Origin of the sequence: Rhodococcus sp. NPDC060176 (genome assembly GCF_042728675.1) — a bacterium.
Taxonomy (GTDB): domain Bacteria; phylum Actinomycetota; class Actinomycetes; order Mycobacteriales; family Mycobacteriaceae; genus Rhodococcus_F.
On sequence record NZ_JBHWYS010000001.1, the window covers coordinates 1188485 to 1209576 of the forward strand.

A 21092-nucleotide genomic window follows, 5' to 3' on the forward strand; every position below is an offset into this window, starting at 1 on the left:
CGTGGTCATAGGTCGAACTCGGTGATACGCCAACGACTGGGATATCCGGTACGAGCGTCGGGGACTCTGGCAACGATTCCGCCCGCCTGAGCCACGCTGAGCGCGTCGAGAACTGTCGCCAAGGGCAATCGGGTCCGGTCGGCCAGTTCGGAGGCTGATAGCGCGCCTGGTGCCGCCCGGAGCATGAGCACTACTCGGAGCGCGTCGCTTGTTCGCTCCTTAGGTTTGATCGGTTGCATTGCAGTACCTTTCGTAGTTACGTCAGAAAACTAGTGAACGCTAGGTCCGATAAACTGGAGGTAGAAATTTGGTTGACCCGCGACCATGGAGGAAAGAATGTCTGTATCAGACTCTGTAGTAACCGATCCGCGCTTTGTCGAGGTAGATCTCGGTCCCGATCCGGTCTATCGAATCAACCATCGCGGCAAGCGAGTTCGGGTACTGCGTCGAATCGAAGTGCTCATCTAGGCGGAACAAAACGATAAAAGGCTCTCAGATCGATTCTGGGGGTCTTTTTTCGTGTGCCCGCTCGATCACTCGAGGTTGATGGGTTCAATCCGTCTCCGTTGAATCTGGGAGCCAGAAACCGGGGTCGGTGAACTGCTGCCAGCCTTTGAGTGCGGTTTGCAGCTCGTCGCGGAGTATTCCTAGCGCTCGTTGTGCACTTTCGGACTCGTTGACACGGAACGTGAACATAAACTGCATGTCGTTGTCGATGACCGTGACGTCGCTGAAGTCGATCCCGGCTTGTCTGAGCGCGGACAGTGTTTCGATTGCAGCGCGGCAAATGACATGCCCAACCTGCTGCCATGATTCTGCGTCGGCGCAATCGTCGTCAACGGTCACGTAGAGCGCCGCACCGTCGTCATCGATGCTGATGTTCATCCGATCTTCTTTCCGCCCTGGGTCATGTCGAAGAGTTCGATTTTCTTTCCGCGTCGTGTTGGAGCGCTGTCGGTTGGAGCGCGGTTCGTATCTCCTAGCTCGTCGGCAGGCGTAGACGGACGCGGAGCGCCCCCAGGCGCGAAAGCGGGAGGCGAAGCCTGCCTTGTCTTCTCGTCCTCGTCATATCCAGAGTCCTTCTGCCTCTGTCTCTGACTCTGACTCTGAGGGACCGGGGGGCGGTCACCTGTGGGGTCATCTTCAGTGACCTTTTCGGTGACCTTTCGGGTTACCCCCTTCTTCCCGCTCCCGTCGTACCCCTTGGCCCAGTCGGTCGCCGTGTCGCAGTGCGGTTTACGGCAATAGGTATGGTCGCCGTTCGCGTGCATCTTCGCCACATCGTGGGTTCCGTCTGCCCTGGTTACGGACCGTTTTTCGATTGCTTCTCGTGTGGTCTGTCCGGTCCAGTCGAGTTGGATGTACGTGTCGGCGACTTCGGTAATCAGACCGGCTTCCAACAACTTTTCGAGGGCCGGTTTCCAAGCCCGAAAGTGTAAGTTTCGTGACTCGTGGGCGACCGTACGTAGTGACACTTTCCCGTCGAGTAGATCCCGTTTAGAAACACACATGAGTACGTAGTAGAGACCGAAGTCCGACGCGGTAAGTGCGTGGTTGGATACCAGGCTCTCGAAGTTCGTGCGTGCCTTGAAGAACAACGGACTTAGGTAAGTGCTCACCGCGCTTCCTCCACACGGCTGTCATCAGGTGCCGAATTGGTATCGGCGGTAGAATGGTCTTGCATTGTTGTTCCTCTCGTGGACAAGCACTCTCGGGGTGGGGGCGCTTGTTTCATGTCTGCCGTAGTTCCTGCCGCCGAAGTGCGGCGTAATGCGTCGCGCACAGCTGTCGGCACTTGACCGGGCGCTGGCAGTCGTCGGCGCTGCAGTACGCGGGATTTGGCTCTACGTCGGGAATCGGCGCGGGCGCTGGTAGATCGTTGCCGTATCTGAATCCGTGGACATTGCCCGCGCTACGCATGATTACCTTCACTTTTCGGACTTCTGAGCTTTGCGCCGTCGGTAGTCCTCGGCAACGCACACCAGGCACCGAACCCTGCCGGTATCAACGCCTTTGATTCGGACCGGCGACGTGGTTCCTGGCTTGTATTCGTGGCCGCGCGCGCATTGCGTGTAGATTCGGCGTGTTCTCTGCATGGCGGGTCTCCAGTGTTCGATGTGGGCAGACTTGTGCCCGTGAGTGTTTGGTGAGTTTCCGCAACGAATCGGCGGCGAAGAATTGTTGTGCCCGGTACCGCTGTCGAGCGGCCTTCACTTCACTCTATACATAGGTGAACAGAACATGCCGACACGAAATAGGAACGCCACTAAAGCTTGTCGGCGCGGAGAATCAGAATCGGGAGAGGCGCAGCGCCAACTAGACTCGAATGTGTTCCCAAGCGCGGTTCTCGGGTCGGAGTTCATCGCCCGACTCGTCCTTCCGTTCCGGCGCTGGGAGCTAAGGCGCGGTGCCTTCGGGCAAGCCCTCCTCAGGCTTCATTGCCGCGCCGTGCGATCCGGGAGCTTCGGCTCTTGGTCGCACAACAAAGCCCTCCAGTCAATTGGGTCCACTGGAGGGCTTTGGTTGTATATCTGGAGAGGCTGCTCTCTATTCTGGGTTGATGCTGAACGAAACATGGCCCGATCAGTACCAACGGATGCAACGGTCCTTGACGCGGCTGCGCGGTGCTGTCGCCGCCGAAGCTCCCGAAGCCAGAGACGCGCTTTACCACTTCTGGCAGGACGCGTTTCATCTGCGCGATTGGATCATCGCCCCGCCCTCGCCGAAGTACATGCACCAGGAGACGCTCCAGCTCTTCAAGGACTCTGCTGCGCTCGGTGCGTGCAGGGACATTGCCAACGGTGTCAAACACCTGCACTTGGACCGTGGCAAGAGCTGGACGGCGAGCGGCGAATACGCCGAAGTGACGGGGCAGAGTGTCGTCATCAACATGCCCCGCATCGAAGCGGTCGCGGATTGGTCGGCAGGTGAGATTCTGTCCAATGAAAGTGTGGGGGATAGTTCGACTCGCTACTCGTGGACGGTGCGAGTGAACGGTGCGGACGTTGACGCAGTGGACCTGGCAGGGCAAGCGGTTGCCGACTGGGATTCGTGGTTGGTTGCGCAAGACATGCTTTAGCGAGCCTTCCATCCGGCACGGCCTCGGCTCGGATTTTCAGTGGAGTTCCTGCCAACCGATGCTCTTCTCACCTGGGGCGCGGGAGTAGGTGGCCTGTCTAACGCTGAGTCTCGCGGAGCAGGCTGGCGACGCCTTCGACTGCCGTGATCGTGGGATCGGACTGACGCGCGTCGGCGAGAATGTCGATGTAGTTCTCCGCCAGCTTTCTCAAGGTCCAGGTATTTTCGCTGAAGTCGTCGGGCCTCTTTCGGTCCGTCAAGAATTGCATCAGTGCGTCGAATGCTCGGAAGTGCTCGGCGTCCAACATGCGTTGTTCATTTGTGCGCGGGTCCATCAGCGGGTCCATTTTTAGTCATCCTTTCGTCCACTGGATCGGGAATACCCGGCACCGTCTGCGATCAACCTATTCATCAAACAGGTGCGCCGTTGCGACTACCAGCCATGCGTCCGCCATGTCGTAACCCTGCATTTCTGCCGTTTCGAAGTAGCGCGCTTGCCAGGATTCGTGATCCGGCATCGCCATCACCAGCTCGGCGGCGAGCAGCGCGCGCTCCGACATTGAATCGGAAACATATGTGGCGCTGGTAAATACGGGACTTCCTGCCATTGTCGCCGCTACTGCATTCGTGGTCATGTTTGCCCTCCGGTCCGCTGGCTTCTACCAGGCTGCCTATAAGCGTCATTGACCGGCGAAATGCTGCTGTCGGCGTTGTCGAATTTGACGATGCCGACCCCGGCGCCCGATGGAACTCCCGATGCCCGGTCGGCGGCAAAGCGGACCGCGGACGGGTTCACCGAGCTGATCCGCCGGTATCTGGATTGCGCCAAGACCGGCACCGATGGTGGTCAGCGTCCGCATGTGAACGTGCACATCAATGCTCGCGATTTGGCTGAGCATCGGGATTGTGCCGCCGCGCCTACAGATGGTGAAGAGTCTCGGTCGGATCTTGATGTCGGGCACATGCCGTGGTTGGGGCCACTCTCGGTGTCGCAAACGAGGCTTCTCGGGTGTGATTGTTTCCTGTCGACCGTCCTACTCGACGATCACGGCGCACCCTTGGATGCGAGACCCGGAAAACGGTTGGTCAATGCCGAACAGAGAGTGGCGCTGATTGCCCGCGACAAGGGCTGCGCGTTCCCCGGCTGCACATGCGTACCGGCCTGGACCGATGCGCACCATATCCGGCACTGGGCGAACGGTGGTCCGACGGTGATGAACAACCTTGTCCTGCTGTGCCGTTCCCACCACCGGTTGATGCACCGGAAAACGGGGTTCGTCGGAAAATGGGAAATCCGGATCGGCGTCGACAACAAACCGTGGTTCATCCCGCCGCCCTCGATCGACCCTGGGCAGCACCCCAGGCCGGCGAACACCACCTTCAAAACCTGAGAACAGCTTTTCGGGTACAACAGAATACGGCCGAGCACCGCATCGAAGGGATCCCCCGATGCGGTGCCGACAGGCCGTGGCGGAGTCGAATCAGCGGTTCGAGCGCTTCTGTCGGTACATCTCGGCATCAGCCGCATCCCAAGTCTCGGAGAGACTCTGGGACATCGAAAAGTCAGCCCGCCCGACCGAACAGCGCACCTCGGCTAGCCGGAAGGACTTCTCCAAACGCTCGATCAGGTAGTCGACAGCGTGTGGTTGTGTGTCGGACAAGGCGATTCCGAACTCGTCGCCGCCCAACCGCGAAACTACGGCGCCCGGGTACGCGCACGCTGCCAGGATTTCACCGGCCCGTTGGACGTACTCGTCGCCGGCGGCGTGACCGAGTTCGTCGTTGATGGTCTTCATGCCGTCGAGATCAACGATGATGATCGATCCAGGATCGGCGAATTGCCGGTATCGCGTTTGCTCGGCTTCGAGGAAGCGATTCCATCCACGACGATTGAGAAGGCCGGTCAACGGGTCGGTCTCCGCATCGAGTTGCGCAGTTTCGGCCAGACGAACCGACTGCGCACGCTGATAGTCGACGTCGAGAATGGTTCCGAGAAGCCGGCACAGGAGCGTGAGTAGCGCTTCGTTGTCCTCGAGAACAGAATCGCCTGGGGTCGGGTCGGCGCCACACAGCGTTCCGAAGAGGCTGCCGTCGCTGTGCAGAATCGGAATGCTCACGTAGGCGCCAATCCCTTCCCACCTGTCATCTCGGGAAAGCGCGGGCACGAGTTCTCGGTTGGACGAGACCGGTGGCGCATTTCCGCAGACGACCTCGCTGCACATGGTGTCTTGCCATGCGCGTGTCTCGCCGACTTCGATGTGAAGGGGGTTGGGTGAAACGGTCAGAAAGACCTGGTTCGACCCGTCGAATCGCGTGATCGACCAGAGTGCCAACGGGAGGTGGTCGTCGAGATAAGAGACGATCGAGCGACTTGCTTGGTCGAAATTCGTCAATGGCGGAAGTAACGGCATTGAGGGAAGTGGCAACGACGGGAACGTCATCGGCGGGATGGTGCGCGCCTGACCGTGCGACATCGTTTACCTCCTGATCGACAGTCCGATTCTGTCGACCTGCAGGCTCTTGGTCCCGTGTACGACATATCTCCCTCCAACAGTCTGCCTCGAGAATCCCAACGATTGCTGAAAGTGTGCTGTGATTCTTCTGACCGCCGGGCCGGCAATCGGAAGCGGCCAGCTAATCTTCCGGTATGGAGCTGGCGCGTGGGGCGAACACAGTCATTGACGGAACTTCATTGAAAGTGGCGGTGAGCGGTAGCGCCCCGGGCACGGTGGATCTGATGGTGTTCCAGCTCGATGATCGCAACAAAGTGCGTGATGACGCGGATTTCATCTTCTTCAATCAGCCGGTCTCACCCGAAGGCGCGGTGCGCTTGGAGTCCGGCGGCGTAATCGAAATCGACATCGCAAGGGTGCCCGCTGACATTCACCAGCTGAGTGTTGCCGTGGCGTTGGATGCGGCGGCAAACGGAACCCTTTCTTCAGTCCGTGACATGGGCGTCGTGGTGGAACAGGCCGGTTCCGTAGCGGTTGTGGCTCCGGCTTTGGGTCTGACGACAGAGAGAGCGGCGGTCCTCGTCGAGATCTATCGCCGCGGCGCGGGGTGGAAGCTGCGCAACGTGTCAGCTGGCTGGGACAGCGGATTGGCAGATCTGGTAACAGCATTCGGCGTTTCTGTCGACGAGGAACCGCAGACCCAACCTGCCGGGTCCGCTGAATCGGTAGACGGAATTCGGAGCGTGCCTGACGAGGCGAAACTCTCGATGGTGAAGCGGGAGAAACTGGACCTCCGAAAACGTGAGGTGGCCAAGGTCCTGCTGACCAAGGGTGGCAAAGGAATTCGTGCGCGAGTGGTTCTGGTGATCGACAAAACAGGCAGCATGGCCAAGCAGTACCGCACCAGGGTGGTTCACCGCGTTGTCGAACGCATGGTCCCCGTTGCGATCCAACTCGATGACGACGGCAAACTCGAGCCTTACTTGTATGCAGTCAGCTTCATCAAGCTTCCCGAGATCTCCGTGCATGATGCGGAAGAGTGGTCTGACACCTACCTGCACTTACGCGGTTCGCACGGCGGTTTCAACTACGACAAGATCGGCGCCGCGAATCGCGAAGTGCCGATCATGACAGAGATACTCTCCGGCCTGACCCGTGGTTCGGCCCCTACGCTTGTCCTGTTCTTCACCGACGGCGGCTTCAGTGAGCGCAAGGAAATCACGAAACTGATGCGCGAAGCGTCTGGGCTTCCGGCCTTTTGGCAGTTCGTCGGAATCGGCAAGGCCAACTACGGAGTGCTGGAGAAGCTCGACGACCTCGACGGCAGGGCGGTCGACAATGCCGGATTCTTCGCGCTGGACGACATCGACACCGTCGACGACGCGCAGCTGTACACCCGTTTGCTGAGTGAGTTCCCGGATTGGCACAAGGCGGCTGTGGCGGCAGGCATCACGAAGCCGTGACTCAGCTGGTCGAAACCAGCTGCGGTGCATTCTCTTTCAAGAACTCGTCGATGAAAGTCCAGGTGGAATCTCGCGCGGTGGGACCGGCAACGAGACCGAGGTGACTGCCCGGTGCCTTTTCGAATCGAACTGACGGCGCTCCGGTGAGGACCGAGGTGATCGCCTCTACCGAAGCGATGGGTGCGATCACGTCAGTGGCGCCGCCGATCGCGAGAACGGGGACCTTCAGTACGGACAGTTTGATCTCACGTCCGGCAAGTGTGATGGCGTCGTTGTAAAGTCCGTTGCCGAGCATGAGTTGTTCGCAGATCTGCTGAAACGCCTTGCCGGGGTATCCAGGCATTGCCGCCATGAACTTGTCGATCGACTCCATGCGAGCCAGCGTCTCGGTGTCGTGGAGGTTACGCACGATGAACCACGGCTTGAGGACTTCACGCTGCAAAGCCGTCACCTTGTAGCTCGCCTGAACGAGGGGAGCGGGTAGTCCGCCGACGAGATTGGTCGCGGACGTGAGTGGCGTGTCACCGGTGTATTTGCCGATCAGCCTCAAGGGGCTGATGGCGGGAATCTTCGTGTAGTCGATCGGTGTGCCGATCGCGGTGATCGACGCGATCGGAAGGTCGGAGTGCGCGGAGCTCGTGAGTAGAGACATGGTTCCGCCGAGACTCCACCCGATCACGGAAACGGCAGCGCCGTCATGCAGATCCGATATGGAGCGGATCGCTTCGGGGATGATGTCGTCGACCCAGGCCTCGAATCCCATTCCGCGGTCGGAGTACCGCATGGTTCCGTAGTCGAGAAGATAGGGAGTGTTGCCGCCGTCGAGTAGGTGGGCGGCGAGGCTCTGGCCTGGACGAAGGTCGTAGCAATCGGCGGAAACTGCGAGGGGCGGCACGAGAAGAACCGGGTTGCCCTTCGGTGTCCACAATGCACCGAAGCGATATAGATCGCGGTGTGGACCTTCGCTGATCAGCACGGACGGGGTGCGTTCGGCCTTCTCGACGCCGTCGCCGAACGAGAGTCCCCACGCGTTGCGCGCTGCGGTGTCCAGCGTCGGACGCCACGTCGCGATCAAGCCACTGATATCCAGCACTGGTCCCCCTCGGAGTCGAATCGGCTACGGCCGAGTCGACCGCGCTGGGTGTATGTTACCTGCCTTCACATACATCGACGTCTGGGGTGCAGAAACCCAGCTCGGCAACGGAGCCACCGTGCCGAGCTGGGTTGATCGGTAGTAATCAAGCCGGGACGATCAAGCCCGTCGCGGCAGTGGCCGTTGCGTAGCGCTGTGCGACGTCTTCCCAGTTGATGACATTCCAGTAGGCCTTCACGTAGTCGGCCTTGACGTTCTTGTACTGCAGGTAGAACGCGTGCTCCCACATGTCGAGTATGAGCAGCGGAACGATGCCGATGCTGATGTTGCCTTGCTGATCGGTGAGCTGCTCGATGACCAGTCGCTTCCCGATCGTGTCGTAGGCCAGTACTGCCCAGCCGGATCCCTGCAAAGTGGTTGCTACAGCGGAGAAGTGGTTGACGAATGCGTCGAAGGAGCCGAAGTGCTCGTCGATCGCAGCCGCCAACTCGCCCTCCGGCCGCTCACCGCCGTTGGGGGAGAGGTTCTTCCAGAAGATGGAGTGATTGGTGTGTCCGCCGAGGTGAAAGGCGAGGTTCTTGCTGAGTAGCGGTGCCTTCGCGGTAATCGTGCCGTCTTCACGGGCAGCGGCCAACTGCTCGATTGCGCTGTTGGCGCCCGCCACGTAGGTGGCGTGGTGCTTGCTGTGGTGCAGTTCCATGATCTCGCCGGAGATATGGGGCTCGAGAGCGGCGTAGTCGTAATCCAGCTCGGGGAGAACGTATTCAGTCATGTGACGTGCCTTCCTTTGAGGAGATGTTGTGAGGGGACAGGTTTCTGTAGGTTCGATCGTGATAGACCAGTGGCTCCGAAACCTGCTGCGGATCGATGACGTCGACTACGCGTGCGGTGACAATCACTGCGGAGCCACACGTTATGGCATTCAAGGGAACTGCGCGCAGGGCATGGCCCGTCCCATGCAGGAACGGTTCACCGGTCGGCAGAAACGACCAAGGCATGTCGTCCCCGAAGCGCACGGCGCCGCGGGTCGCGAACGTGGCAGCCAGTCGCTCGTTTGCCGAATTTGCCAGGTGAACAACAAAACTGCGGGCGCAAGCAATGACTCTGGCAGAACCTCGCAACGACTGCAGCGAGAACGCCAGAACTGCTGGATCGGCGCTGATCGAGATCACCGACGACGACGTGATGCCGGCCGGGCCGTCGTCGCCCGTTGCCGTGATGATCGAGACACCGGCGGGATGGTTCCGGAACGCCTCGACGAAGGAGCTTCGGATGGACAGCTCCGAATCGACGGGGTGGCCCGAAACAGATTGGGTTCCAACCAGTTTTGTGGTCACTCCTCGCCCCTCTTCTGCCTCGGTTTTTCTGTCGTTGCACTGTCTTGTGCAATACCGACGTTAAAACCTCGAGTGCAGTTGAGGTCAAGGCGCTGTGGCGGACCTCACCGTCCGAGCTTGGTTGCCAGACGTTCCATGTATCCGACAACCTCTTCGGGGCTCTTGTCCGGAGTGCCGAACATTGCTTCGGTGACACCGATGTCGGCCCAGTGGGCGAGCTTCTCCGGGTCGGGTTTGCCTGCCAGGACTGTTATTTCAGGCTCGCCGACCCTACCTGCTTCGGCCCAGATCTTTCGAAGCAGTTCTACGTTTCCGTCGATCTCCTGCTCGATGGGTGTGGTGATCCAGCCGTCGGCGGACTTGGCGATCCACTTGAAAGTCTTCTCGTTGCCGCCACCTCCCAGGAGGATGGGCGGACGGGGTTTCTGAACAGGCTTGGGCCAGGCCCAACTTGGCCCGTACTTCACGAATTGGCCGTCGTACGAGGCTTCTTCCTTCGACCACAGTTCTCCCATGGCTTCGAGGTACTCGCGGAGTGCGGTCCGGCGTTTGTTCGGCGGTACGCCGTGGTCTGCGAGTTCCTCTGCATTCCAGCCGAATCCGACGCCGAAAACCACGCGGCCGTCGGAAAGATGGTCCAGCGACGCGATGGTTTTCGCGAGAGTGATCGGATCGTGTTCGAGGGGGAGAGCGACGGACGTACCCAACCGGATGGTGCTCGTGACCGACGCCGCGGTACCCAGGGCGACCCAGGGGTCGAGTGTGCGCATGTAACGGTCGTCGGGTAATTCGGCGGACTGGGTTCCGGGGTGATCGGAATCCCTCGACACCGGGATGTGAGTGTGCTCCGGAACGTAGAAGGCGTCGAATCCATTCGCCTCGGCGGCCTTTGCCGCCTCGGCGGGGCGAATGCCGCGATCACTGGTGAACAGGCTGAGTCCGTAGCGCACTGGTTCTCCTTCGATGGTCCGTCGAAAAACTGTAACCTGTTCCAGGATCGTTCGGATAGGTTTCCGGCCGAGTAAATCGATTGCCGACGTGACCGAGGTCGTGGTGGACTCGGGCGGACTTGTTGTGGGCCGAGAGGTGGAAGGGGACCAGGCACAGTTCTTTCGCAACAGCGGGTCGACCCTGTTTCCGGAAGAACTGGCGCTGCTCGGCGAGATCGACGGCTCCTCGATTCTTCATCTGCAATGCAATTCCGGTCAGGATTCGTGGAGTTTGGCGGCCCTCGGTGCCAACGTGACCGGCGTCGTCCTCTCGGATTCCGCGATCGACTTCGCCGGACCTTGTCCAAGGAATCCGGCATTGCTGCCGAGTTCGAGCGAGCGGAAGTATCTGGATGGCTCCGCGAAGCTGCCGCCGCCCGGAGAAAGTTCGACCGAGTCTTTTCTTCGTACGGGACTGTGATCTGGTTGCCCGATCTCGACGAGTGGGCAGAGGGGATTGCCGGTGTTCTGGCGCCTGACGGTCGATTCGTTCTGGTGGAGTTTCATCCATTTGCCATGTGTTTTGACGAGAAGTGGTCGCTGACATACCCGTACGGAGGCGGGACCCCGGTGACCGAACCCGGTGGCGTTGGCGACTACGTGGCAGATTCAGTCGATCTTGTCTTGCCGGGTGCTCCGGGAGTTGGAAACGCGAATTTCGAAAATCCCTTCCCTCATGTGAATTCAACTGGTCTATTGCCGAGGTACTCGGCGCGTTGCGTCGGGCCGGATTGCTGCTCGAGTCCTTCGACGAATACCCGTACGCCAACGGCTGGCAAGGATTCGAGGAGATGACCGAACTCGGCGGCAAACGCTGGGGAGTCCCGGCCGGACGTCCCGAGCTGCCGCTGATGTATTCGCTGTCCGTTCGCTTGGCAGGCTGACGCCTATTTCCCCCGCATTTGCGGGTAATTGACGACACAGGTACTAATTACCCCCATGCCCACGACGCCACTGACACGACGCATCGCCGTCGACCTGTGCCGTCTTGGTGCTCACTGCTGTTGCTGTTGATTCCTTCCGACTCTCCTGAGTGAGAATGGCGCCACCCTGTGCGCCTTCGTCCTTGCATATGCACTCGTAGCTGCATATGTGCCGGAATTTCCGTACGTCGAGGAAGAACAGCGATGTCGACTTCTGTCGAAGCAAAAGAACCAACACCGGTTTCGGAATCGAACCGTGAGCCGCGCCGGCCGTGGGCTTCGAGTGTGACCACCGTAGGACTGCCAGTGCTCTCGGTGATCGCATTCTTGGCGCTGTGGCAGGTCGCGGCAGCCAGCGGGACCTGGAGTGAGACCTTCGTACCGTTTCCGAGCACGGTCTGGCATGCCTTCGTCAACACGATGACCACACATGACGGAGTGCGGGGCTACCAGGGGTATTTGCTCTGGGAGCACCTCTACATGACGCTTCGACGCGTGCTGGTCGGTGTGATCATCGGCGTCGGATTGGGCGTCATCCTCGGCTTGGCCATGGGATCGGTGTCATGGCTGCGGAGTCTGCTCGAACCGTGGTTGACGTTCCTGCGCGCGCTGCCGCCCTTGGCGTACTTCTTCCTGCTGGTGATCTGGCTGGGAATCGACGAGGCGCCGAAGATTACATTGCTGGCGCTCGCTGCTCTCCCGCCCGCAGCAGTGGCCACCACAGCTGCTGTCGTCGCGGCGCCCGTCGGGCTGGTCGAAGCGGCCAGAGCGTTGGGAGCTTCACGGGCACAAGTGATCCGAGACGTGGTCGTCCCGTCGGCCTTGCCGGAAACATTCACGGGAATTCGGCTGTCGGTGGGTATGGCCTACTCGTCGGTGGTCGCAGCCGAACTGTTCAACGGCATCCCTGGAATCGGCGGAATGGTCAAGGATGCAAGCAATTACAACAACACACCGGTTGTGCTGGTGGGGATCTTCGCCATCGGATTCTCCGGCCTGATCATCGACGGACTGCTGCGGGCTGCAGAGCGCCGCGCCGTTCCCTGGAGGGGAAAAGTATGAGTGACAATCAGAATCGCGCCAGCAGTAATCTGACGCGCAGCAGCAACCTGAAGTACAGCGAGGGAAGGGCTTCCCGGACGGCGTTCACGGTGCTGATCGGCGTCCTCGCACTGGTTCTCGGTGCGTGCTCGGTGGATCATTCCGGCCAGGATTCGTCCAAGGAAACGATTCGCATTGCCTACCAGTCCTTCCCGAGCGGCGATTTGATAGTCAAGAACAACCGTTGGCTCGAAGACGCGCTGCCCGAGTACAACGTGAAGTGGACGAAGTTCGATTCGGGAGCCGATATCAACACCGCCTTCATTGCCGGTGAAATCGACTTCGGTGCAATCGGTTCGAGTCCGGTTGCTCGTGGACTCTCGGCACCGCTGAACATTCCGTACCAGGTTGCGTTTGTTCTCGATGTGGCCGGTGACAACGAAGCTCTGGTGGCCCGCAACGCAACCGGAATCAAGACCGTGGCAGATCTGCGGGGCAAGAAAGTGGCCACGGCATTCGCGTCGACCGCTCACTACAGTCTGCTGGCGGCTCTGAACCAGGCCGGACTCAGCGCAGATGACGTTCAGTTGGTGGATCTCCAGCCGCAAGCATCACTCGCCGCCTGGCAGCGAGGTGACATCGACGCCGTCTACACTTGGCTGCCTACGCTCGACGAACTCCGCAAGGACGGAACACAGTTGATCGCCAGCCGCGAGCTGGCGACGGCGGGAAAGCCGACGCTGGACCTGGGTGTGGTGTCGACCGCGTTTGCGAAGGATCACCCCGAGATCGTCGACACCTGGCGGCAGGTTCAGGCCCGCGCGCTCACGACGATCGCCACTGACCCGAACGCGGCAGCGGAAGCTGTTGCCGCGCAATTGGGCGCCTCCAAGGAAGACGCGGCAGCGCAGCTGAAGCAGGGTGTGTTCCTCACTCCCGAGCAGATCTCCTCGCCGGAATGGCTGGGCACCGAAGGCGCTCCCGGAAATTTGGCAGTGAACCTGCAGAGTGCAGCACAATTCCTGGCTGAGCAGAAGCAGATCGACAGTGTGCCTGATCTGACGGTGTTTCAGAATGCTCTCTATGTGAAGGGGCTTCCCGATGTCCTTGACCAGTAGCGTGACCGCACAGCAGGCGGTCGGAGGGTTCGCAGCCGACCGCCCGGGGGCGATCAGAATCGACACCGTCTCACACAAATACGGCCACGGCCGAGAGTCCGTAACGGCGCTCGGACCGGTATCGATCGACGTCGCACCTGGTGAGTTTCTGGTCCTCGTCGGAGCGTCGGGTTGCGGCAAGAGCACCTTGCTGCGGTTGATTGCGGGATTCGAAAACCCATCCAGCGGAACGGTTCAGGTGTCGGGATCCGACCCGATCCCCGGGTCGAGTGCGGGAGTGGTGTTTCAGCAGCCGCGGCTCTTCCCGTGGAAGTCCGTCGGCGGCAATATCGATCTGGCACTCAAATACGCCGGCGTTGCGAAGAGCGACCGCGGGCAAAGATGCGACGAACTCCTCGACCGCGTCGGGCTGGGCGGCACTGCGGACCGGCGAATCTGGGAGATCTCCGGCGGGCAGCAGCAGCGGGTGGCAATTGCCCGGGCCTTGGCAGCCGAAACGTCGTTGCTTCTGTTGGACGAGCCCTTTGCCGCGCTGGACGCCCTCACCCGCGAGCGTCTGCAGGAGGACCTCCGCAACGTCAGCGCCGAGTCCGGGCGAACGAGTGTCTTCGTCACTCACAGCGCCGACGAGGCAGCGTTTCTCGGCTCCAGGGTCGTGGTCCTGACAAGCAGGCCGGGCAAGGTCGCGCTCGATCTGAAAATCGATCTGCCACGAACAGGCGTCGATCCCGACGAGCTCCGCGGCTCACCCGAATATGCGGCATTCCGAGCCGAAGTCGGCCACGCGGTCAAGGTTGCCGCTGCAGCGTAGGTACCCTGCGCGTCGACTACCAGGCGACCGCGTCGATAATAGGAGGGAGAACGTGCAGGACACGACGAACAAGGAGTGGTCATGGCAACTGAGGTGGAGTCCGGTGACCTCGTGCAGGCAGCCGGCCATGCGGGTCCGTGGACGGTAGTCGAAGTTCGCCAGGGCATGGCGCTGCTCGAACACAGTGACGGGCACAGGTTGTCGCGTCGAACGACGACACTGACCGTCGTCCGCAAGGGCTCGGGCAAGAAGGCAACGGCCGTCGAAGACGGGAACGACGAAAACGGATCGCCAACTCTGTTCGACTGAAACCGCAGCTCGACTGATCTTCCGTCAATCCGAGAAGATGTCGTCGACGCGTTTGTCGAAGTATTCGGCGATTCGGAACGCCAGTGACAGGCGTGGGTCGAAGTGACCCTTCTCGATAGAGATCACGGTCTGGCGTGTGATGCCGAGCGCGTCGGCGCACGCTTGCTGTGACAATCCGGCTGCCGTCCGGAGTTCTTGAAGGTTGTTGCGCATCAGATCTCGATAGTGGGGGTGCGGTCCCTCGACACTGCCCAGTACCGGATTCCGAAGTCGGCCAGCCCGAGGGCTGTAAACATTACGAGCGGCAGTTCGGGAGCGCCGAAGACATTGTGCGCGATCAGTGCGATCCCCATGGCAGTGATCAAGTCGGTGAACGCGCCGAAGCCGGCCTTGCGACTCCATTCTGTTTCGACGGTGTCCTCGGGGTAGGCGGGGGCCTTGTCGTTCTCCGATGGAAAAAGGGCCCACGCCGACCCGATACAAGCCGGTGCCATGACGATTGCGAAGACGATGAAGGCCAACGTCTTCCGATCATCGGCGGTCGATGCTGCAAAAAAGCTGAAGGCTAGCGTTGCTGCGACGCCGATACCGATGATCAGGCTCCACCGTGCCGTGGTGCTCATGAAGCCTCCCAGGTGTAAGAGTTCTTTGACATGCCTGAGCGTAGGTCTACGTGCGCTGGATGTCAAAGAACTCTTACATCGCGCTGAGGGTCAAGCGACCCCGAAAGGCGCTGCGTATGAAAACTTCCCCGTCTGATCGGGGCGGTGCGTGGTGAGGGTCCTGGTCTGAAAGTGCTCGCCCCACTCGGCTTCCGGAGAATCGATCCCGGCGTCCGTGCTGGTGACGAACCCGAACTGCGGGTAGTACTCGGTGCTGCCCAGGAGGGCGAGCAGTGGCACGTCCAGAGCGTCGGACGCACCGATCACCGCGTGCATCAGCGCCGAACCGACGCCGCTGCGTTGGTTGTCCGGTGTGACTGCCAACGGGCCGAGGCCAACCGCCTCAACGGGACCGACCCATCCGCGTGTTCCGATCACGAAACCAACGATCTCATCACCGGCGACGGCGACAAGGGACAACTTCGGTAAGTAGTCGTTCGAGGCGAAGAGCTGACGTGTCAGTTCGATCTCGTAGGGAGACTCGCCGGGCGGCGCTTGGTCGGCAAACGCCGCCCCGAGCAGTGAATAGATTGCGTCACGGTCGGAAGAAGTTTCGCGGCGGATGTACATGGCCACGAAACTACCCGCTTCATCTCCGATCGTGCTCCTCGTTTTCGGCCTGACGTGCCACTCGCTTTTCGTAATCCGCACGCCCGTTCGGATCTACCGATGTCAGCGCGCGGCGATCGTCGATCACCCGGCGTCCGATGTTGATCATCCATTCGGGTACTACAGCGTCGATGAGGTCCCAGCCCGCAAGGTAACGCGGAACAGTAGTTTCGGCTCGCCGGTGCGCGACCGTGTCGACGACAGCTTTGGCCACGACCTCGGGTTCAACCGTCGGCATGCCCTTTCCGAGTGGCACACCGGAGGAGAGCCCGGTGCGCACCGCGCTGGGCAGGATGGCGCTGACGCTGACGCCGGAATCTGCGAATTCGACACGAGCAGAGGCGGAAAGGCCCACCGCACCGAACTTGCTTGCGTTGTACACGGCCATTCCTGGCACCGGTAGCTTGCCTGCCATGGATGCGATGTTGACGACGTGGCCGCGTCGCCGATCCACCATGCCGGGCAGCACGGTGCGCATCCCGTGAATCGGGCCCCAGACATTGACGTCGAGGGTTACTCGACTGGTGGCGTCGGACTCGTCGAGGAAGCTGCCGAGCGGCATCACGCCCGCATTGTTGACCAGAATGTCGATGTGACCGAATTCGCCGATCACTGTGGAGACGAACACATCCCAGGATTCGCGTGAGGTGACGTCCAGAGCGTACCCGCGGGCCCGTGCGCCGATGGATGCGGCGGTGTCGACGGCCGTCTCCTCGTCGAGGTCGCCGACGCAGACGAGTGCGCCGCGAGCTGCGAACAACTCCGCTGTGGCCCGGCCGATTCCGCGGCCACCTCCGGAGATGACGACGACTGCTCCGTCGAGATCGATCGGCGGGTAGGTGGTGCCGAAAAGGCTCATGTGGTGTACTCCGGTTCGGGGGTGGTGGTGGGCTCAGCGGGGGTGTCGTCTGACGCAGGGTTGTCGGAGAGCGTGTGGTTGTAGGCATATGGATCGAAGGCCCGTAGCCGTCGACGCATGGCTCCTGACGACCACGGCCAGTTGAAGCTGTTGCGGCCGTTGACGTCGAAGAAATAGCTTTCGCAACCACCGGCGTTGTAGACCGTGGTACCCAATGCCTCCTGAACTTGAGAGTTGAAGGCTGCCTGTACTTCCGGGCGCACGTCGATGGTTTTCCAGCCGTGCCGACGAGCGTGGCCGATCGCCTGTGCCACATAGTTCAGTTGGGCTTCCAGAATCATGAAGGCCGACGTGTGTCCGGTGCCGAGGCTCGGGCCCAGCAGAATGAACGCGTTGGGGAATCCGCTGACGGCGGAACCGAAGTACGCCCGCGGGCTTCCCTGCCAATGATCGTCGAGTGATCGACCTTCTCCGTCGAATACCTTTGATGCAATGGGCATGTCGAGGATGTGGAAGCCCGTTCCGAAGATGATCGCGTCCACTTCCGATTCCACTCCGTCGGCTCCGATCACGGTGTTGCCGTGGATCTCTTCGACTGCGTTGGCATGGACGGTCACGTTGGGTCTGCCGAGGGCCGGGTAGTACGAGTTCGACATGAGTAGTCGCTTGCAACCGAGGGTGTAGTCGGGAGTCAGCGCCTTGCGTAGCTTCGGATCGCGCACCTGCAAGCGCAATTGGGCCGACCCGAGTTTCTGCACGATACGCAGGATCCACGGATTGCGGAACCCCAATCCAAGCGCTTCCATGATTCCGTATTCGATGCTGCGTAGAGCCTTGTGCGCTCCCGGTACGAATCGCATGACGGACCTTTCGATCCGCGGTACGTAGTGATCGGGTTTGGGAAGGACCCATTGAGCGGTGCGTTGGTAAAGGTGAAGGGCGGACACGTCGGAGACGATGCGCGGCACGAATTGGACTGCGGAAGCGCCGGTACCTACGACGGCGACGCGCTTTCCGGTCAAGTCGTAGTCGTGATTCCACTGCGAGGAATGAAACACCTCGCCCTCGAACGTTTCCAGCCCGGGGATCGCCGGCGTCAAGGGTTCGTTCCACGGGCCGGCGGCGGCTATCACGAAACGAGCAGTGAGTTCACCGCTGGAAGTTGTGATCTTCCAGAGTGATTGCGATGCGTCCCACTGTGCGGAGAGCATTTCGACCCCGAAGCGAACGTGCTTGTCGACGCCGTGGCGGACGGCCGTGTCCTCGATGTACTCGCGGATCTCCGGCTGCTCCGCGAACAGTCGGGTCCAATCCGGATTGGCGGCAAAGGAATACGAGTACAGGCCGGACGGAACGTCGCAGGCACAACCGGGATAGGTGTTGGCGCGCCAGGTGCCGCCGAGGGAGTCAGCTTTCTCGAGCAGGACAAAATTGTCGATCCCGAGGCGCTGCAGGTGAATTGCGGCACCGATCCCGGAGATCCCGCCACCGATGATCACGACCTCGAAGTGGTCAGTTCTGTTGTTCACTGAGTCTGCGCTTTCACTGGTGGGACGGGGTGGAGTGGAACGGGCGCGCATCGAGTTCGCGTTTCACGCTCGCACGTGTTGTACGTAGGGATGATTCGAAGGTGGCGAGCCGCCGTCGGCCGTCCATGAAGTTGGCGCCCATGACGGCGAGATCGTCGTCGGTGGCGTCTATGCGCAAGACCCTGGTTCCCGCAGCGCGGACCAGTTCGATTTCCCGGTCGAGGCCCTTGGACATGGAGTTCCGCAGGGCGCCGCGTTCGATACGGGCGGCGCCGCGCGCCGGCTTCAGTGTTCGAGATGCCATGGGCGCCAGTACAACCAGCTCGTCGAGTTCGAGGGGGAGCAGGAGGTCTACCGATGCCGTGGACGCCGCGCCGCCGTCGATGTACCTGACGCCGTCGATGGTGACAGGTGGGAACCAGCCGGGAATCGCCCAAGACGCTCGAAGCGCTTCACCGACTGTCGCTTTCGGAGCCCCCTGTGCCCCGAACGCGACCCGTCGCCCGGTTCTGTAGTCCATGGATACCATGTACGCGCACGGATGTGGGAGCCACGAATCGCCAGGGGCAAGAGATTCGGCGAGCGTGGTGAGCCAGGACGGGTCGCCGCCACCACGCGGTGCGATACCGCTCATCCGGCTCAGAACGGGAAGATCTCGACGCGTCACCAGTCGTGGATTGCCGATCCCCAAACTCGGAAGTGGCGGGATTCTTCCGGGCGCCGATGCTGTGTGGGCGAGGAGTTCGGGACGTGCGGCGGGCTCTCCGAGTTGCATGGCTACCAACTCGTCGACGCCGACTCCGCTGCCGAGCATTGTCACGAACTCGGCTCCGGCGGACGTGCCGATGATGGCGGTGGCTTCGCGGGGATCCCAGTCGAGGGCGTCCCGAACCGAGGCGAGGGCAGCAACGGTCCAGGCGAAGCCGAGGGTGCCGCCGCATCCGATTGCCAATCCCCGTCTAGGCGCGCTGTGTCGTCCGGACCCGGGCGCGGTGGTGCCGGTCACTTCTGAAGTCATACTTCGGAGACTATCAGTATCTGAATAACGCGGGTACCCCAAATTTGGGTTTCGGGAGTGCGCCTGCGGTGCGCTTCCGGTATTCGGCTACCGTTGGAATCTCGATACTCAGAACCGCGAGGAGGTTCCGATGGCGCGATTGACCAGGCAGGAAGCGCAGGCGATGACCCGCGAGACCTTGTTGGCGACGGCCGTCGAACATTTCCTCGATCGCGGGTACGCCGCCGCGTCGCTCGATCAGATCGCCGAGGATGCCGGTTATTCCAAAGGTGCGGTGTACTCGAACTTCAAGAACAAGGACGAGTTGTGCGCCGAGGTGCTCGGCCGAATCAGGTTGACCAAGGTCGGCGAGATCACCTCACAGCTCGGAGCCAATTCGACGCTCGACGACGCGGTGGCCGAGTTCGCGCGATGGGCCGAGCGAACCATCGGGGACAAGAGATGGACGTTGCTCGAAGTCGAGTTCTCGGTGCGATCGCGGCACAGCGAAGAGATCCGCGAAAAGATCGCGACGGGTGCCGATCAGGTGCGCGGATTGATTGCCGGAGTGGTGCAACATCTTGCCGAGTCCAACGGCGTGACGCCGGCACTGGACCCGAACGCCGCGGCACTGCGCATACTCAGCGTCGGAATCGGTTTGGGGCTACAGCGTGCGATCAGCCCTGAGCTGCCGGTTGATCCGCTGGTGGATACGTTGCGGGAGATTTTGCTGGGTGGGTGAGTAGAACGCGGAGCATTCCGCCGATCTCGGCGACGGCGGTGCGCGAACCCGCGCTCGGTCCCAGAACGTTGACGAAGCCGTGGATGAACCCGCGATAGCGTCGATCGGTCACGTGAACACCGTTGTCGCGCAATCGAGCTGCGTAGGCTTCGCCTTCGTCCCGGAGTGGATCGAATCCCGCCGTGATCACGATGGCCGGCGGCAGTCCGGTCGCGTCGGGGGCGCGTAGCGGCGACACCATCGGATCGAGTCGATCGGCATTGCTGCCGAGGAAGCTGGACTCGTAGAAGTTCATGTTGGCCTCGGTCAGGAAGAAACCTTCACCGAACGTCGTTCGCGAGGGGGCCTTCTCGTGAAAGTCGGTCGCGGGGTAGATCAACAGCTGCGCCGCCGGTGGGGTCTTGCCGTCGTCGCGGGCACGCAGCGCGACCGTTGCGGAAAGATGCCCGCCCGCGCTGTCGCCCCCGACAGCGATGCGCGTCGGGTCTGCGCAGAACTCGTCGGCGCGGTCGACGATATCGAGGTAGGCGGCATAGGCATCGTGTACCGGTGTGGGGAAAGCGAATTCGGGTGAGAGCCGGTAGTCGACCGAGATGACCCGTGCGCCGGAGGTTTCGGCCAACAGGCGGCACGGGGCATCGTGGGATTCGATGCTGCCCTGTACCCACCCGCCGCCGTGGAAATAGACGAGCAGAGCGCCGGTGTCGGCTGTCGGGACGTAGAGCCGGGCGCGAAGCGGGCCGTCGGCACCCGAAACGGAGATCTCCTCGGTGTGGACGGGCGTGGGCCTGCCGCCCATCATGATCGCGGTTCGGGTGAGATTGGCGCGAGCAGCGGCGAGTGACTGGGGATCGGTTGAATGCGAGGGGAGTGGCCGCGTCTTCGCGAGCGTGAGCAGAAGGTGTGCGTCGGCGTCGAGCGTGTTGCCCTCGATGACGACGGGTGGTCCGGTGATTCGACGTTTCACCGCGCTGGGCAGTGCGAATGCGGCTGCCACCAAGGATGCTTCGGCGCGATCTCGAATGCTGCGGCTGCTGGCCTGCTTCACGGATTCCGACACGTGGCGCAGACTACCAAGC

At 61.3% G+C, this 21092-nt stretch carries 27 protein-coding genes and 1 pseudogene; 11 read left to right on the plus strand and 17 right to left on the minus strand.

Features of this window, described 5'->3' with window-relative positions; genetic code table 11:
* Positions 1–5: 5 nt before the first annotated feature.
* Positions 6–239 (minus strand): helix-turn-helix domain-containing protein, encoded by a 234-nt coding sequence (locus tag ACFWEM_RS05725; protein ID WP_378531887.1) that lies wholly within the window; start codon positions 237–239, stop codon positions 6–8.
* Between the two features lie 97 nt (positions 240–336).
* Between ACFWEM_RS05725 and ACFWEM_RS05730 the strand changes: the two genes are divergently transcribed.
* Entirely contained in the window at positions 337–468 is a 132-nt protein-coding gene (locus ACFWEM_RS05730) for a hypothetical protein (RefSeq protein WP_378531889.1), read from the plus strand.
* A gap of 84 nt (positions 469–552) precedes the next feature.
* Here the strand turns inward: ACFWEM_RS05730 and ACFWEM_RS05735 are convergent, their stop codons facing one another.
* Entirely contained in the window at positions 553–885 is a 333-nt protein-coding gene (locus ACFWEM_RS05735) for a hypothetical protein (RefSeq protein WP_378531891.1), read from the minus strand.
* Positions 882–1598, minus strand: a complete 717-nt coding sequence (locus ACFWEM_RS05740; RefSeq protein WP_378531893.1) for a hypothetical protein — start codon at positions 1596–1598, stop codon at positions 882–884. Before ACFWEM_RS05740 ends, ACFWEM_RS05735 begins: the two co-directional genes overlap by 4 nt.
* Before the next feature lie 962 nt (positions 1599–2560).
* Between ACFWEM_RS05740 and ACFWEM_RS05745 the strand changes: the two genes are divergently transcribed.
* Positions 2561–3079, plus strand: a complete 519-nt coding sequence (locus ACFWEM_RS05745; protein WP_378531895.1) for a hypothetical protein — start codon at positions 2561–2563, stop codon at positions 3077–3079.
* 97 nt (positions 3080–3176) lie between these two features.
* On the opposite strand, the gene ACFWEM_RS05750 is transcribed toward ACFWEM_RS05745, so the two are convergent.
* Entirely contained in the window at positions 3177–3413 is a 237-nt protein-coding gene (locus ACFWEM_RS05750; RefSeq protein ID WP_378531897.1) for a hypothetical protein, read from the minus strand.
* A 69-nt stretch (positions 3414–3482) separates the two neighbouring features.
* Complete coding sequence (locus ACFWEM_RS05755; RefSeq protein WP_378531899.1) at positions 3483–3713, minus strand: hypothetical protein; 231 nt, start codon at positions 3711–3713, stop codon at positions 3483–3485.
* A gap of 45 nt (positions 3714–3758) precedes the next feature.
* Here ACFWEM_RS05755 and ACFWEM_RS05760 point away from each other — a divergent pair.
* A pseudogene (locus ACFWEM_RS05760) lies at positions 3759–4469 on the plus strand (DUF222 domain-containing protein); the annotation flags it as partial.
* A 90-nt stretch (positions 4470–4559) separates the two neighbouring features.
* Here the strand turns inward: ACFWEM_RS05760 and ACFWEM_RS05765 are convergent.
* On the minus strand, positions 4560–5552 hold the full coding sequence (locus tag ACFWEM_RS05765) for a GGDEF domain-containing protein (RefSeq protein WP_378531901.1): 993 nt from the start codon (positions 5550–5552) through the stop codon (positions 4560–4562).
* A gap of 173 nt (positions 5553–5725) precedes the next feature.
* Between ACFWEM_RS05765 and ACFWEM_RS05770 the strand changes: the two genes are divergently transcribed.
* A complete protein-coding gene (locus ACFWEM_RS05770) occupies positions 5726–6994 on the plus strand; it encodes a VWA domain-containing protein (protein WP_378531903.1) in 1269 nt (422 codons plus the stop codon).
* A 1-nt stretch (position 6995) separates the two neighbouring features.
* On the opposite strand, the gene ACFWEM_RS05775 is transcribed toward ACFWEM_RS05770, so the two are convergent.
* From ACFWEM_RS05775 to ACFWEM_RS05790, 4 genes are all read right to left on the minus strand, one after another.
* Complete coding sequence (locus ACFWEM_RS05775) at positions 6996–8087, minus strand: alpha/beta fold hydrolase (protein ID WP_378531905.1); 1092 nt, start codon at positions 8085–8087, stop codon at positions 6996–6998.
* Between the two features lie 145 nt (positions 8088–8232).
* Positions 8233–8859, minus strand: coding sequence for a superoxide dismutase (locus ACFWEM_RS05780; RefSeq protein ID WP_378531907.1), 627 nt, complete (start codon positions 8857–8859; stop codon positions 8233–8235).
* Complete coding sequence (locus ACFWEM_RS05785; RefSeq protein WP_378531909.1) at positions 8852–9424, minus strand: flavin reductase family protein; 573 nt, start codon at positions 9422–9424, stop codon at positions 8852–8854. Before ACFWEM_RS05785 ends, ACFWEM_RS05780 begins: the two co-directional genes overlap by 8 nt.
* A 104-nt stretch (positions 9425–9528) precedes the next feature.
* Positions 9529–10374, minus strand: a complete 846-nt coding sequence (locus ACFWEM_RS05790; protein WP_378531911.1) for an LLM class F420-dependent oxidoreductase — start codon at positions 10372–10374, stop codon at positions 9529–9531.
* 88 nt (positions 10375–10462) lie between these two features.
* Here ACFWEM_RS05790 and ACFWEM_RS05795 point away from each other — a divergent pair, with 88 nt between their 5' ends.
* From ACFWEM_RS05795 to ACFWEM_RS05820, 6 genes are all read left to right on the plus strand, one after another.
* Positions 10463–10834: a hypothetical protein gene (locus ACFWEM_RS05795; RefSeq protein WP_378531913.1), complete on the plus strand. Its 372-nt coding sequence runs from the start codon at positions 10463–10465 to the stop codon at positions 10832–10834.
* A 295-nt stretch (positions 10835–11129) separates the two neighbouring features.
* Positions 11130–11297 (plus strand): hypothetical protein, encoded by a 168-nt coding sequence (locus tag ACFWEM_RS05800; RefSeq protein WP_378531915.1) that lies wholly within the window; start codon positions 11130–11132, stop codon positions 11295–11297.
* 243 nt (positions 11298–11540) lie between these two features.
* Entirely contained in the window at positions 11541–12398 is an 858-nt protein-coding gene (locus ACFWEM_RS05805; RefSeq protein ID WP_378531917.1) for an ABC transporter permease, read from the plus strand.
* Complete coding sequence (locus tag ACFWEM_RS05810; protein WP_378531919.1) at positions 12395–13495, plus strand: aliphatic sulfonate ABC transporter substrate-binding protein; 1101 nt, start codon at positions 12395–12397, stop codon at positions 13493–13495. Before ACFWEM_RS05805 ends, ACFWEM_RS05810 begins: the two co-directional genes overlap by 4 nt.
* Positions 13479–14306, plus strand: coding sequence for an ABC transporter ATP-binding protein (locus tag ACFWEM_RS05815; RefSeq protein WP_378531921.1), 828 nt, complete (start codon positions 13479–13481; stop codon positions 14304–14306). Before ACFWEM_RS05810 ends, ACFWEM_RS05815 begins: the two co-directional genes overlap by 17 nt.
* Before the next feature lie 81 nt (positions 14307–14387).
* On the plus strand, positions 14388–14615 hold the full coding sequence (locus ACFWEM_RS05820; RefSeq protein WP_007733785.1) for a hypothetical protein: 228 nt from the start codon (positions 14388–14390) through the stop codon (positions 14613–14615).
* A 24-nt stretch (positions 14616–14639) separates the two neighbouring features.
* Here ACFWEM_RS05820 and ACFWEM_RS05825 read toward each other — a convergent pair whose 3' ends face one another.
* From ACFWEM_RS05825 to ACFWEM_RS05850, 6 genes are all read right to left on the minus strand, one after another.
* On the minus strand, positions 14640–14828 hold the full coding sequence (locus tag ACFWEM_RS05825) for a helix-turn-helix transcriptional regulator (RefSeq protein ID WP_378531923.1): 189 nt from the start codon (positions 14826–14828) through the stop codon (positions 14640–14642).
* Entirely contained in the window at positions 14828–15238 is a 411-nt protein-coding gene (locus ACFWEM_RS05830; protein WP_378531925.1) for a hypothetical protein, read from the minus strand. Before ACFWEM_RS05830 ends, ACFWEM_RS05825 begins: the two co-directional genes overlap by 1 nt.
* Positions 15239–15328: 90 nt before the next feature.
* Positions 15329–15847, minus strand: a complete 519-nt coding sequence (locus tag ACFWEM_RS05835) for a GNAT family N-acetyltransferase (protein ID WP_378531927.1) — start codon at positions 15845–15847, stop codon at positions 15329–15331.
* A gap of 19 nt (positions 15848–15866) precedes the next feature.
* Positions 15867–16745, minus strand: a complete 879-nt coding sequence (locus ACFWEM_RS05840; RefSeq protein WP_007733788.1) for an SDR family oxidoreductase — start codon at positions 16743–16745, stop codon at positions 15867–15869.
* Complete coding sequence (locus ACFWEM_RS05845) at positions 16742–18274, minus strand: NAD(P)/FAD-dependent oxidoreductase (protein WP_054187715.1); 1533 nt, start codon at positions 18272–18274, stop codon at positions 16742–16744. The genes ACFWEM_RS05840 and ACFWEM_RS05845 overlap by 4 nt, the downstream gene beginning before the upstream one ends.
* A 13-nt stretch (positions 18275–18287) precedes the next feature.
* Entirely contained in the window at positions 18288–19292 is a 1005-nt protein-coding gene (locus ACFWEM_RS05850) for a patatin-like phospholipase family protein (protein ID WP_042451435.1), read from the minus strand.
* A 130-nt stretch (positions 19293–19422) separates the two neighbouring features.
* Here ACFWEM_RS05850 and ACFWEM_RS05855 point away from each other — a divergent pair, with 130 nt between their 5' ends.
* Positions 19423–20013, plus strand: a complete 591-nt coding sequence (locus ACFWEM_RS05855) for a TetR/AcrR family transcriptional regulator (protein ID WP_030535226.1) — start codon at positions 19423–19425, stop codon at positions 20011–20013.
* Here the strand turns inward: ACFWEM_RS05855 and ACFWEM_RS05860 are convergent.
* Entirely contained in the window at positions 19949–21073 is a 1125-nt protein-coding gene (locus ACFWEM_RS05860; protein ID WP_228401292.1) for an alpha/beta hydrolase, read from the minus strand. The genes ACFWEM_RS05855 and ACFWEM_RS05860 overlap by 65 nt on opposite strands.
* Positions 21074–21092: the final 19 nt, after the last annotated feature.

What these genes read in the sequence shown, in the direction of transcription:
- ACFWEM_RS05745 (WP_378531895.1), top strand. Translation starts at nt 2,561, where the DNA reads ATGCTGAACGAAACATGGCCCGATCAGTACCAACGGATGCAACGGTCC.
- ACFWEM_RS05815 (WP_378531921.1), top strand. Translation starts at nt 13,479, where the DNA reads ATGTCCTTGACCAGTAGCGTGACCGCACAGCAGGCGGTCGGAGGGTTC.
- ACFWEM_RS05830 (WP_378531925.1), bottom strand. Translation starts at nt 15,238, where the DNA reads ATGAGCACCACGGCACGGTGGAGCCTGATCATCGGTATCGGCGTCGCA.
- ACFWEM_RS05780 (WP_378531907.1), bottom strand. Translation starts at nt 8,859, where the DNA reads ATGACTGAATACGTTCTCCCCGAGCTGGATTACGACTACGCCGCTCTC.
- ACFWEM_RS05850 (WP_042451435.1), bottom strand. Translation starts at nt 19,292, where the DNA reads ATGACTTCAGAAGTGACCGGCACCACCGCGCCCGGGTCCGGACGACAC.
- ACFWEM_RS05825 (WP_378531923.1), bottom strand. Translation starts at nt 14,828, where the DNA reads ATGCGCAACAACCTTCAAGAACTCCGGACGGCAGCCGGATTGTCACAG.
- ACFWEM_RS05810 (WP_378531919.1), top strand. Translation starts at nt 12,395, where the DNA reads ATGAGTGACAATCAGAATCGCGCCAGCAGTAATCTGACGCGCAGCAGC.
- ACFWEM_RS05835 (WP_378531927.1), bottom strand. Translation starts at nt 15,847, where the DNA reads ATGTACATCCGCCGCGAAACTTCTTCCGACCGTGACGCAATCTATTCA.
- ACFWEM_RS05755 (WP_378531899.1), bottom strand. Translation starts at nt 3,713, where the DNA reads ATGACCACGAATGCAGTAGCGGCGACAATGGCAGGAAGTCCCGTATTT.
- ACFWEM_RS05735 (WP_378531891.1), bottom strand. Translation starts at nt 885, where the DNA reads ATGAACATCAGCATCGATGACGACGGTGCGGCGCTCTACGTGACCGTT.
- ACFWEM_RS05770 (WP_378531903.1), top strand. Translation starts at nt 5,726, where the DNA reads ATGGAGCTGGCGCGTGGGGCGAACACAGTCATTGACGGAACTTCATTG.
- ACFWEM_RS05750 (WP_378531897.1), bottom strand. Translation starts at nt 3,413, where the DNA reads ATGGACCCGCGCACAAATGAACAACGCATGTTGGACGCCGAGCACTTC.
- ACFWEM_RS05730 (WP_378531889.1), top strand. Translation starts at nt 337, where the DNA reads ATGTCTGTATCAGACTCTGTAGTAACCGATCCGCGCTTTGTCGAGGTA.
- ACFWEM_RS05765 (WP_378531901.1), bottom strand. Translation starts at nt 5,552, where the DNA reads ATGTCGCACGGTCAGGCGCGCACCATCCCGCCGATGACGTTCCCGTCG.
- ACFWEM_RS05855 (WP_030535226.1), top strand. Translation starts at nt 19,423, where the DNA reads ATGGCGCGATTGACCAGGCAGGAAGCGCAGGCGATGACCCGCGAGACC.
- ACFWEM_RS05725 (WP_378531887.1), bottom strand. Translation starts at nt 239, where the DNA reads ATGCAACCGATCAAACCTAAGGAGCGAACAAGCGACGCGCTCCGAGTA.
- ACFWEM_RS05820 (WP_007733785.1), top strand. Translation starts at nt 14,388, where the DNA reads ATGGCAACTGAGGTGGAGTCCGGTGACCTCGTGCAGGCAGCCGGCCAT.
- ACFWEM_RS05805 (WP_378531917.1), top strand. Translation starts at nt 11,541, where the DNA reads ATGTCGACTTCTGTCGAAGCAAAAGAACCAACACCGGTTTCGGAATCG.
- ACFWEM_RS05840 (WP_007733788.1), bottom strand. Translation starts at nt 16,745, where the DNA reads ATGAGCCTTTTCGGCACCACCTACCCGCCGATCGATCTCGACGGAGCA.